Source organism: Rhodococcus sp. Ni2 (assembly GCF_021352185.1).
GTDB lineage: Bacteria > Actinomycetota > Actinomycetes > Mycobacteriales > Mycobacteriaceae > Rhodococcus_F > Rhodococcus_F qingshengii.
This window is the reverse complement of sequence record NZ_WOXZ01000002.1, coordinates 817,925-830,177: the sequence shown is the minus strand read 5'-3', so window position 1 is coordinate 830,177 and position 12,253 is coordinate 817,925. Positions and strand designations below refer to the sequence as shown.

9 protein-coding genes are annotated in these 12,253 nt (G+C 58.4%); all 9 read right to left on the bottom strand.

Going from position 1 to position 12,253, the window contains the following annotated elements; genetic code table 11:
- Positions 1-237: 237 nt before the first annotated feature.
- The 9 genes from GN300_RS17465 to GN300_RS17425 all read right to left on the bottom strand — a co-directional run bounded on the left by GN300_RS17465 (position 238) and on the right by GN300_RS17425 (position 11,719).
- Positions 238-1,683 (bottom strand): polysaccharide biosynthesis tyrosine autokinase, encoded by a 1,446-nt coding sequence (locus GN300_RS17465; RefSeq protein WP_063314870.1) that lies wholly within the window; start codon positions 1,681-1,683, stop codon positions 238-240.
- A gap of 712 nt (positions 1,684-2,395) precedes the next feature.
- Complete coding sequence (locus tag GN300_RS17460; RefSeq protein ID WP_063314872.1) at positions 2,396-3,748, bottom strand: UDP-glucose/GDP-mannose dehydrogenase family protein; 1,353 nt, start codon at positions 3,746-3,748, stop codon at positions 2,396-2,398.
- A 99-nt stretch (positions 3,749-3,847) separates the two neighbouring features.
- The gene (locus GN300_RS17455; protein WP_063314873.1) at positions 3,848-5,290 is read right to left on the bottom strand and encodes a lipopolysaccharide biosynthesis protein; all 1,443 of its coding nucleotides are present in this window, start codon (positions 5,288-5,290) and stop codon (positions 3,848-3,850) included.
- A 9-nt stretch (positions 5,291-5,299) separates the two neighbouring features.
- On the bottom strand, positions 5,300-6,043 hold the full coding sequence (locus tag GN300_RS17450; protein ID WP_197487693.1) for a polysaccharide pyruvyl transferase family protein: 744 nt from the start codon (positions 6,041-6,043) through the stop codon (positions 5,300-5,302).
- 37 nt (positions 6,044-6,080) lie between these two features.
- On the bottom strand, positions 6,081-7,172 hold the full coding sequence (locus GN300_RS17445) for a glycosyltransferase (RefSeq protein ID WP_064689393.1): 1,092 nt from the start codon (positions 7,170-7,172) through the stop codon (positions 6,081-6,083).
- Positions 7,169-8,065, bottom strand: coding sequence for a glycosyltransferase family 2 protein (locus GN300_RS17440; protein ID WP_063314876.1), 897 nt, complete (start codon positions 8,063-8,065; stop codon positions 7,169-7,171). The genes GN300_RS17445 and GN300_RS17440 overlap by 4 nt, the downstream gene beginning before the upstream one ends.
- Positions 8,062-8,817 (bottom strand): WecB/TagA/CpsF family glycosyltransferase, encoded by a 756-nt coding sequence (locus tag GN300_RS17435; protein ID WP_063314877.1) that lies wholly within the window; start codon positions 8,815-8,817, stop codon positions 8,062-8,064. Before GN300_RS17435 ends, GN300_RS17440 begins: the two co-directional genes overlap by 4 nt.
- Complete coding sequence (locus GN300_RS17430; RefSeq protein WP_156511689.1) at positions 8,818-10,215, bottom strand: O-antigen ligase; 1,398 nt, start codon at positions 10,213-10,215, stop codon at positions 8,818-8,820.
- Positions 10,199-11,719 carry a sugar transferase gene (locus GN300_RS17425; RefSeq protein WP_007726602.1) on the bottom strand — a complete coding sequence of 507 codons (1,521 nt, stop codon included), beginning with the start codon at positions 11,717-11,719 and terminating at the stop codon, positions 10,199-10,201. The genes GN300_RS17430 and GN300_RS17425 overlap by 17 nt, the downstream gene beginning before the upstream one ends.
- Positions 11,720-12,253: the final 534 nt, after the last annotated feature.

Below are 12,253 nucleotides of genomic sequence, written 5' to 3'. Positions count from 1 at the left end.
CGTAAACTGCTGAATCCCAATCGATCCAGCTCACCCAGACCGAATCAGACGTTGACAGGCCGGGTACTCACCGCATCCATTGGCAGGTTCCGAAACATCGAATCGGTTGGATGTAACGCGGCTCGGCGCGATTCCGCCGAGACCAGCGGATGCGCCGTGACGAGAACGGGCCCCCGAGCATTGCTCGGGGGCCCGTCAGCGCGGACGCGGGTACTACAAGGTCAGTACTTGACCCATTCAGTTGACTGTCGACGGTGCCCGCACTTCGTTGAGTGCCCTGCCACCGACTGAACTTCCCACAGCCACATCAGCCACGACAGGATCGGAGTCGTAGTAGTACTTGTACTCGTAAACGCCGCGACCGTTCAGCGGAGTCATCGTGATGACAGCGCCGAGAATCGTCGCACCTACGCTGTGGAGGTTGCCCACCGCCCTGCTCAACTGTTCCCTCTTCGTTGAACCATGACGAGCAATAACGAGAGCGCCGTCAGCCAGAGCAGACAGAACTGCAGCATCCGTAACCGGAAGCAGCGGCGAGGCGTCGATGATGACGTAGTCGAACATTCGTCGCAGATCGGCAAAGACTGCATGAGCAGTGTCGGTCCCCAGCAATTCGCTCGGGTTCGGAGGAATCGGGCCCGAGGCAAGAACCGTCAGGTCCGCATTGTTCGTCACTTGAAGCACATCGTCCAGGTCTGCTTGCCCGGCCAGGACCGAACTCAGGCCCACACTTCCGATCAGTCCGAGGTACTTCGAAACACGCGGCTTGCGAAGGTCGCCTTCAACGAGACATACCTTCTTGCCCGCCTCGGCCAGCACGAGTGCAATGTTGACGGCGGTCGTAGTCTTGCCCTCCGAGGGAAGAGAACTCGTGACGACGATGACGCTCGGGGGGCGATCCACGGCCAAGAACTGCAGATTGGTTCGCAGTTCACGATATGCCTCGGCGCTGGCGGAGTTGCCCTCGTGGAAGTTGATCGCCTGATGAACTTCACGTTCCTTGTCGAACGGAATGGTTCCCACCATCGCAGCACCAACGATGTCTTCGACTGTCTTGCGTTCTTTGACAGTGTTGTCCAAGCGGTCACGCAACACAGCCAGACCGATCCCCAGCAGTAGACCGATCACTGCTCCGAGAGCGACGTTCCTCGTGGTTTTCGGAGATACAGGTTCTACCGGGGTTTGGGCTCGCTGCTCGACAACTACGCGCGCAGGCGCAGTGCCGCCGTTAACGGGCGTGCTCAAATCCTTGACCATGAAGACAAATTCGTCCGAGAGCGCATTGGCGATATCGCGGGCCAGCTCAGGCGACGTATCTTGCACGCTCAGGTCGAGAAGTACCGTATCCGGTGCCGATGTGGCCGTCACCTTCGATGAAAGCTCCGCGGCAGAAAGGCCACCGAGGCGATCTGGCCCCACCGCATCGATTGTTCGCTGGGCGAGCGTCTCCCCGGTGAGGAGTCTCGCGTACGAAGTGACCAACTGTTGCGAGAGCTGATTGCCTTGGAATGCCTCGTTCACAGTCGTTCCGGTCGAAGTAGACACGAACAGGCGAGTAGACGCCTTGTACACCGGCGTGGCAATCAACGAGGCACCTAATGCACCCAAGATCACGACCACAGTAACGACAGCGACGATCTTCCACCGTGCCTGCAAAGTCTTCAGGTAGTCCCGTACATCCATCGTCGAATCTCCTTCGGCTCGAATACGTATCGCGCATCCGAGCAGTAATCACCGGCTGTCGGTCGAGCCACTACCCCCGCTCTTGTCTGAACAGGACAGCCATCCGTATTGACGTTCTTCCACGTATCGCGGCAACAAGCTGGCGGAGTAAAGACACAACGATCCCATTGAACGGAAGACAATGCAGGGTGAGAACAACTCACTCCTCGCCCTCACCGGCCCGGTCTGTCAGGTCTTGAACTGCGGCTGATCCCGTGAATCCAAGGGAGCGAACACCACGAAGGGCTGAACTGAACATTACTGTCTCATCACACTTTTCACCACTCCAACCACCGTATACACCCCGCGACTTCGCATCTCGTCGCACCGATGAACGACGTAGGCCACTCATCACGCGCTACGCTTGGGACCTAAGTCCGACAACGAATATCAACGATGAATCCACAACATCCGAGAGGAACGTCCGAGACATGACGCTTATCTCATCCGATCAGTGCGTCGAATCGACAATCGGCGAGTGAATCGTCGACCACCGCGGCGCGGTGGGTTGCAAACGGTGGACTCGCCGGTAGTTGCCGTTCGACACCACACGAATGCCGATGCGTTACCGGATATCCGATCGGAATCTCCGGTGACGACTGGACAATCAACCAACAGACCTTGGTCCCGACTTTCCAAACAGAGTTGAGGTTCGAGCCGAGTGAACTGAGCCCTAGGGTCGTCCGAGCCCTCGGTAGGTCCACCCAGCATCTCGCCAGATTGCCGGTTCGAGACAATTCCGCCCGTCGATGACAACCTTCTTTCGAACAATGTCGTCGAGATCCGAAGGCAGCAACTTCCGAAACTCCGCCCATTCCGTCAAGATCAGGACGACATCTGCACCCGCGCAAGCTTCCTCCGTGTTCGCCGAATAGGTCAACGTCGGAAACAACGATCGAGAATTTCCCATCGCCTTCGGGTCGTACACGCTGACAGCCGCGCCTTGAAGTTGAATCTGGCCGGCGACATTCAAGGCCGGTGAGTCTCGAACATCGTCGGAGTCCGGCTTGAAAGCAGCTCCCAGCACAGCTACTCGGGCTCCCAACAACGATCCACATGCCTCGCGCGCCAACTCGACCATCCGTGTCCGGCGACGCATGTTGATGTTGTCTACCTCGCGCAAGAATGTGAGAGCTTGATCTGCACCCAATTCGCCTGCACGCGCCATGAATGCGCGAATGTCCTTGGGTAGGCAACCGCCGCCGAAACCGATTCCGGCGTTGAGAAATTTTCGACCGATTCTCTCGTCGTGCCCGATCGCGTCCGCCAGTATCGTCACGTCAGCACCCGATGCTTCACATACTTCCGAGATCGCATTGATGAACGAGATCTTGGTTGCCAGAAATGCATTGGCTGACGCTTTCACCAACTCCGACGTTGCAAGATCCGTGACGACAAATGGCGTACCCTCGTCAAGGATCTTCCCGTAGACCTCGCGAGCGACAGATTCGGCACGCCCCGGGTGCTTGCGGTCCACGCCCAGTACCAACCTGTCCGGGTGCAGGGTGTCCTTGACTGCAAACCCTTCTCGGAGAAATTCCGGGTTCCAAGCGACCTCGACGTCCTGGCCGGCCGGTGACAATTCTCGTGCTCGGACACCAAGCCTTTCCGCGGTGCCGACCGGCACCGTGGATTTTCCGAAGATCACGGCAGGCCGCGTCAGCAGCGGTGCGAGACTGTCGACGACGGAATCGACGAAACGCATGTCCGCTGCGAATTCCCCCTTCTTCTGGGGAGTACCCACACCGAGAAAATGAATGTCCGCAAATTCCGCGGCCTCTTCGTACGACGATGTGAATCGGAGACGACCTGCCGCGATATTGCGCCGCAGTACCTCCTCGAGGCCGGGTTCGTAGAAGGGAACTTCGCCGGCTTCGAGCATGGCAAGCTTGCTCGGGTCGACGTCGACGCCAAGGACTTCGTGGCCCAACTCGGCCATGCACGCCGCATGGGTCGCCCCGAGATAACCGGTACCGAATACGGTCATCCGGCGCGAAATCGATTCAGTCGGGCGGAGCTCAGTCATTGAAAACCTTTCGGTCGAAGTTCATGTGGACGAGGTCGTCGGGGCGTCCACTCCCGTGTGGCCGAGTACTCCGTTTTCGGAGGTCGTTGAACGGCACTGTCAACCGACCACCTTTCTGCACGTGTCCACCAGCGCATTCAAGTCCGAACGCACCGACTTGGTAGTCAGGGCAACAACTCCCACGAAGACGACGCAGACCATTCCCGCAAGTGCGAGCGCTACGAAATTCGGAACCTGTTGAAAAAGGATTAGAGAAAGTGAAGCAACGCCGAACATCGCAGCGAATAGCACCATCGGCCGCACAGCGCTTCGGACCAAGGGACCCGTCCCGATTCCGATCCGTGGAATGGCGACAAACGAGTAGATCAACCAGACTGCAACAAAGCCGACGCTGCTCCCGATCGCCGTGCCCAAGCTTCCGAATATCGCACCGACACAGACTGCAACGATCATCAATCCACGTCCCAAAAGGCTATACCGAAGGTGCATATCGACTCGGCCAGTGGAAAGGAACACCCAGTAGTAGATGTATGACAAAGCTTGAAATGCACCACCTACGGCGAGGATCCGGAAGATCGGCGCCGCAGCATCCCAACCACTTCCGAGCACGAGATCCATCAACGGGTTCGCCACGGCTGCCGCGTAGGCAAACGCACCGAGCATGACGTAACACAGTACGGTCTGAGCTCGGACCAGATACGCCATATAGAGAGCAGGATCGGTAATTCGCGAAAGCACCGGCAACGCAACACGTGTCATCGGCGTGGCCAATTGCGCGATCGGTATCTTGAAGAGCTGATATGCCCGATCGTAAACACCGACTTCAGTACTGCCGTGAAGCTTTCCGAGTGCCACGGAATCTGCGTTCGCACTCGAGTAGGTGACCAGTTGCGTCAGCATGGTGTTGGTGCCGAACGACAGCAGGGACCGCATGTCTGCACGACGTGTCGGGAGATTCGGAATCCATCGAAGAAGCATCGCCGAACTGCCCAGGAGTACCGCAGAGACGATGATTTGCTGAGCAACGAGTGACCAAACTCCGTAGTGCAACAGGGCAAGCGGAATCGTTACGGCCAACGCGATCCCCTGTGCGGCAATTTCGGTCACCGTCAGTTTCACGAATTTCAAATTCCGGGTCAGATCCGCTCGCAACTGTACGGTGAGCCCGTTCAGCACGAAGATCACCGACACCGCCCTGACAATGTCAGAAAGCCCGTCGACGTCGTAGAACCGGTCGAACAATGGCGCTGCGGCGAAGACCAGGACCGTCAGCAGCAATCCGATTGCCGTGTTGATCCAGAAGAGATTCGAACGCTGATTCTCCGATATCTCCGACGCTTGTACGGAGGCAAGAGAAAGCCCGAAATCGCCGATCACCGTTGCAGCTCCGACCACCGCCATGACCATCGCCATCTTGCCGAAGTCGTCCGGGCTCAGAACCCTCGCAAGTACGGCGATTGAGGTGAACTGAATGAGGAACTTGACCCATTGTCCCCCCAACGTGATTGCGGAGCCGCGCGCAGCAGTTGTACCCAATCCCACTGCGTGCGCCTACTTTCCGAAGAGATCGTGGGGAAACGCTTCGCGAAGCGGTCCGTCATTCCACCCCAGGCCAGGCGCGCCACCCATTGAAATAGCAGCCTTCACAGTTGGTGCGGTGGACAATTCGCGGCCGGTGCCGAGGTAATAGTCCGCATACTTGAATTCCGCTTCCGAACCTGAGGGAATCAAACGCGCTGGAATGCCCAGCGCGTCGGCAACGATCACGGCATGAAGCGAACTGCCGACGACGAGTCGACTGCTCGCAATAGTTCGGAGGCAAGTCTGCAAATCCTCGGTTGGGTCGAGAACCGACGGCGTGTCGAACCACCGCGGCAGGTCGTTCAGATTCGGAACGACAACGACGTCGCGCGAAGGGTTCTTCGTGAGTTCGACAAGTTCAGGAAAGACGGAAGGAACGAGCAATCCCGGGTCGCCGTACGTGGGCGGAGTGTGAATTCCGCGTATTTCCAGGAACTCACGCGAAAGCGGTCCACGAACTGCCCGGACGTCGAGCGCATCGAAGCGATACTCGTCAGGAGTTATCTTGCCGTTGACCCCCGTTCCCCAGATGCAGTCTCCAGTTCTCGCCATGTGCATGATGGAACCGACCGCCAGCAGCCGCTGGTTGCGCTTGCTGCGCGCTCGTCTGGCACTCTGCTTCGACATCCATGCGACCACGACCGGACCTAGAAGGTCGCCGAAGTTGTTGATTCGTCTCCCGATCCGCAACTTTCGCGAAATACCTGGGATCACGACTTGGTTCCTGGGATTCCAGTTGACAACCTCGACCTCAGACATTCGCGACCCTAGTCGAGGGAACATGAGGAATCGTCTCGTCGAGCACCGTGCGGACAGCAAGCGTCCACTCCCTCGTCGCGCGGATGTCATGATTGCGAGCGGTTTCTGCAACGACAGCGCGGTCCGCCTCGCTTGCGCGGACTGCACAATCAGCGAGCATCTTCGTGTCTCCGGTATCGGCTAGGCTGTCGGTGGAAAGCATTTCGAGGAGAACGTCCGATGTGAAGGCGGCCACGGGCAATCCCACTGTGAGTGCCATCAAGATGGTTCCGGATGCAGTGACATCCCGGTACGGCGCCACCAACACAGATGAGGACTCCATGTATCGGCGTACGTCCACATCCGACATATGTGTAGACGGTTCGGCCAGAATATCGATGTTCTCGGATCGACGGAGAAGGTCGTTCTCCCCAGATGTCAGCCTTCCGATTGCACACTGCAGCCTGATGTTCAGATGCGCCAGATCCTCCGCCAGCTTAGGCAACACGTCGAATCCCTTGTCTGCGCGAGCACTCCCGAGATAGAGGGCTGCCGACGAACTATCTCGAGGAAGGCGCATCGCTCCTTCCGTAGACTCCGACCACGCAAGGTAGGCGGGGTGCGCGGCGACCAGGACGTTCGGATACTCTCCGACTCCCGCAAGGAGCGAAGAGTCGTGAACTAACAAGCCGCTCGCGCCCGAACGAATGGAACGGATGATCGGGTGATCGTCCGCATCGTCCCGACTCTTAACGGGATTGTGCACAACTACGAGCGTCCGGCATCCCGAAAGCTGAAGTCCACGAATGATTCGTCGTTCCAATTCGGAATTCATCCAGCAGACCACGACGAGTGGCCGTCGAACGATTGCGTAGACGACAAATGTCGCAAGCCCCGCCAGGTACTGCACCAGCACCCAGATGTTGCGAGAGCCTGCTGCAGGCGGAGGGAGCAGACCGACGGATCTGACCCGATCGTGAGTGATCCCCTGACCGCGCCGGCCGAAGCGAAGCACCGACTCATGCGTATCCGCAATCACTCGGGCGACTTCCACCCCGTAGGGATTGAAGGGGTTGGGATCCCACACCACGATTTGCCTACTCACGACGCCACCCGCTGACGAAGTCGCTTCCCGAACTCGACCGCACCGTAGAGCGAGACGATCAGTGCCGCTGGATGAACACGGGCCTTCGAAAGCCCGGATGCTGCGTACACGATTCCCCGTCCGTCTCCGGCAGCCAGTGCAGATCTCAGTATTTGAGTGGCGATGAAGTCGCCCCTCGCCGTCTTCCCCAACGACGACGCGTGCTTGTCGTAGAACGGGACGCTTCGCCTCCAATTCCGCACAGTCGAAATTGAACTATTGCTGGCCTGCTGGACGTGAACGAGAGGCTCGTCTACATACGACACCTTCTCGCCTACTTCTTCTTCGAGACGAACCACGAGGTCCCAATCCTGATGCTTGGAGAGTGATTCGTCCCAGGCGACGTGCTGGGCGAGTCGACGAGTCAGCATGATCGAACTCGACTGCACGTATCCGTGCCCGTGCCGCAACCCAGGCCGCAAGACTAGGTAGTCGCCCATCGACGAGCCCTCACCGTACCGAGTGATCGGAAGAGTACGCACTGTGTTTCCTGAGTGGAAGTAGGTTGCGGTGTAGGAGAACTCTGTTGATTGTCGAGTCATACTGGCGAGCTGCTGCTCGATCTTGGTTGCTTCCCACCAGTCGTCGTCGTCGAGAAACGCGACGAAGCGTCCGGACGCCGCTGCGACTCCCATGTTTCTTCCCACTGCTGCACCGCGACCGCCCCCTGTGGTCAGCACGATGTCCGCTTCGGTTGCAGTGCCACCCTCGTCCATGGCGGTATCCAGCACGACGATGATTTCGATATCGCGGTGCGTCTGGTGCCGAACACTCTCGATCGTGCGAACCAGTTCACTCCGCCCCAGCGACGGAATTACGACGGTGACCAGTTGATCGTTTACTCCATCGGTCACAGAATTCCTCGTCTCTCGAACTGAAACTCGACAGTCACACGCATCAGCTTGAAAGGCTCCACCAGATACCTCGACGCAAGCCTCTTCGGGTCCGAAGCCAGCCTCCACAGCCATTCGATACCCAACTTGCCTGTCCACCGAGGAGCCAGGCGCTGCTGTCCGGACAGTTGATCTATGGCCCCGCCTACAGTTGCAAAAACGGCGGCGGGCAATGCATCCCAGTGATCGAGCAAGAACTCTTCTTGGATCGGCATACCCAATCCGATCAATACGAGATCTGGTCGAAATGTGCGCAGGGACTCGAAGCCTTCGGAAATCAGCGCTTCCTTGCCCGCGTATCCGCTCCACCCTCGAACTTCGCCATGCTCGGCCATTCTTGAAATCGCATCCACAGCAGATGAATTGGAACTCGGGCTGGCACCGATGACCGCGATACGAATCCCATCGTCGATGTCACCGACCAGCGGAATCCAGTCCGTCGAACCACAGCGTTGCGACACGCTCAGCGACGGTTGTTGTCTCCGAAATCTGCGAATTGCCAAAGCCGCCAGTATCGGCATTCCGTCGATCAGAGTCAGATCCGAACTGGAATAGAGACTGCGAAACTTTTCATTCGTGAGGTGGAGGTACGTGCTGTGCAGATTATGGTTCAGCAAGACCTTCTTTTCACCCTGATTGTTCCTGATCCATTCGATGACATCATCGGGCGCACAGGGTTTCACGCGTATTCCCCACAGATCGATGGTATCCATTCAACTAACCCGCCCATAGTTATTCTTGCCCGACATAGTCAAAGAATCCTGCGTACTCAGAACAACGGCGACGACCATCCAGAACATCATCGCCACCGACCCGCTACTGAAATGCGAATGAAAGGAAGAAATGACGAGAATCCCGACGAGGGCGATCCCGATTGTGCGAAAACTGGTGACGCCCGGTAGGTCCGAGGTCGTCCATACCTTGCTGACGGCGTAGACGAGAAGTGCCACCTCCAGCACGGCCAACACGACACCACTGGCAACAGCCGTTCTCATCCACTCGGATTCAGGAGACGGCCATCGCAACGTCGAAGGTGCCGTCCCTGCGGAAATGCGGTTGTAGACATTCGCCCCGTGCCCGAACAGCGGACTGTCCAGGACGGCCGGGACAGTCTCGTTGTTCCATATCCCGACGCGGTATCTGATGGTCTCTGGAATCCAGCGAGGGAGACCATCTTTGGACGGGCTGCTCAGTTGCGAGGTCAGTCGATCGCCAACTTGCTCGTCGAACAGCAAGAATGCCGCGCCCCCGATACTGACCAGAGAGAGAAGGCCGATGAAACGAATCTTGACCTGCACTGCCGTGTAGAGCATCGTCACGATCGCGACCAAGATCGGCGCAAACGTGAATGTCGACACTTGAGCGACGAAGAGGATGCCAATGCCGAGAACCAAAGGCTTGGGGATCAGCTGCGAACCCGATTTCTCTACAATCAGATAACAGCCGATGGCGATCGCGATGGCTAGGTATCCACCCAGTGCCGTCCAGTGGCCAAGGGTGCTCGTGGCGCGCAATGGCCATCCGAGATCAAGCCTGCCCTGCAATCCTGGTGCAATGGTGAATCTCACCAGAAGTTCGCTGACCTGACGGCCGCCGAGCATCTGGGAGATTCCCAGCACTGCAACCGGAATCGCTGCAATGAACACGCCCTGGAGCACACGGAGACCGTCGTTTGCGCTCGTCACGACCAGTCGGCACGCGAAGTACACAGCAAGCACACCGACCAGGTTCAGGATCGTCGACAGCGAAAAGGCGGCGTCCGAATAGGTTACGTCGAAATACTCGACCAACGCGATGGCCGTCACGTACAGCAGGAGGAATGCATCCAACGCCCGCAAGCGAAACCGAACCATGCGTCCCCGCGGCGATGCCAGACATGCAATGACCAGAGCCAGTGCTGCGACTGGCAGTGATGCATTGACCGTCGAGGGCAGGCCAGGCAGAGAAACTCCGGTAAGAGCCGCGGCAGCACCGGCAACGATGCCTACCCAGGAGGCGCTCGACATCTTCCGGCTGTGATCGTTCGTCGATTCGCTCGGAGCGCGAAGCGCCGACGCGCCAGTCATTTCGTTGCGGGCATCGGTAAGCGGGAAACTAGTAGGCGCCGTCACTGGCCAATACCGCTTTCAACGTTTTGCCGACGATCAAGACATCCCCCATAAGCGACCAGTTGTCGACGTACGAGAGATCCAGTCGTACAGTCTCTTCCCAGGAAAGATCCGAGCGTCCGCTGACCTGCCACAGCCCTGTGATTCCCGGCTTGACGAGGAGTCGGCGACTGACTGTTCCGTCGTAGGCCTCGACCTCGCGGCGAAGCGGAGGCCTGGGGCCGACCACGCTCATCTCGCGCCGAAGAACATTGACGAACTGTGGCAGCTCGTCAATCGAGTAACGGCGCAAGAAGCGCCCGACCGGTGTAACGCGCGGGTCGTCGCGCATCTTGAAGAGCACACCGGCGCCGTCGTTCTGGGCCATCAACGACTCCACCTGTGAGTCTGCGTTCTGGACCATCGAACGGAACTTGAGCATCGGGAATGGTTTGCCGTCCAGTCCCATTCGCTCCGCTCGATACAACACCGGGCCCGGGCTCGAGAGCTTGACCGCCAGAGCCGCGGCCAGGAGAACAGGTGCAATTGCTGCCAGTAACAATGACGCGAAAATTACGTCGAACGAAGATTTCGCAAAGCGTTGCGCACCATGATATTTCGGGCGCTCGACGCGTATCAAAGGCTGACCGGCCACCGGCCGCATCGACAGGCGCGGCCCCGACACGTCGACGATACTTGGCGCAACGACCAGATCTACGTCCCGCGATTCCAGATCCCAGGCAAGCGCACGGATTCCATCCGAGCCGAGATGTTCGGTTGCCGTCACGGCAACGGTGTCTGCGCCGACCAGTTCCAGCGCTTCGACCACCGATGTCTCACCACCGAGGAGCGGTATGTCACGCCCGTCGACTGCGATGGACTCGTCCGCGCGCCGAAGGAACCCCGGCACACACACTCCCACCACGCGGAAACCGTCTGCGCTACCCCGCTCGAAGTTTCGTGCAAGTTCAGCGCCGGCATCCTTGCTGCCCACCACCAGTACCGATGTGAGGCACTCCCCGCGAGTACGCCTTCGCACGATCACCCCACGCCAGAGCCAACGGCTCACCAGTAGCGCGAGAAGGCCGACAGGGAACGCGAATGCGAGGTAGAGCCGGGCGATATCGAGACGAAGCAGAAGGCTTACTATCGCAATGACGCCGAACAATCTCATCGCGGACACCAGGATTCGCCGATACTCCTCAGGACCGCTTCCGATCACACTCGCAGATCTGGTCCTGAATATCTGCAACGTCGCCAGCCACGCGATCACCACGCCGATCGACAAACCGGTGTAGCTGAACTGCCCGAGCTCACGAGCGTCGACGGCGGTCGGCGCGGCGCCGAATCGAAGCCACTGCGCAGCCGAAACCGCCGCTACGACAATCAGCGAATCCGTCACTGCCAGAGCACGTATGTATCGATGCTGCCACGCAGCACGCGAGGAAAACTCCGCACGGGAGTCCGGCACGATGCGCGGACGCCGATACCCGAGCGACGGCGCCATGGACATGTCCAATGCCGACATCTGACCAACCTTCCCGTTTGCGAGCCGCCAGGCCCCGACCGTTCTTCGGAATTTCCCGTTTGCACCCGAACGCTTCAGGCACAGCTAAAGATGGAGAAGAGCAAATGTTCCGCTTAGGTATCGGCAACATTGCAACTCGATAATCCGGAGGCATTGCACGTGCCGCGTGAGTACTATGAGAACATCTCCAAGGCCGGAGTTCAATTCGAATAATGTTGCAGGTCAAGACTCTAACCGGCAATTTTTCTTCCCAGCACACACCCAAAGGATGTTGGACGATCGTTCACGTTCAATCGCCGCAATGTCACGGTGCCATTTACGCTGTAGTTACCATTTAGTAGCTATAGTTCAGCTATTGAGTAAATCCGCGGAAACGTCGAGGGCTTAGGTCCCGACGACCGCAATAGCTCACAAAGCGGACATTGCCTCTCACTGCTGACCACAGTTCTTTCGCATGGGTAACTGGACCCGAATCCACGCAACCGAGAACCGTCCCTGCACGCCGGGGACCTATGTCCCCGTAGGTCGAATCCG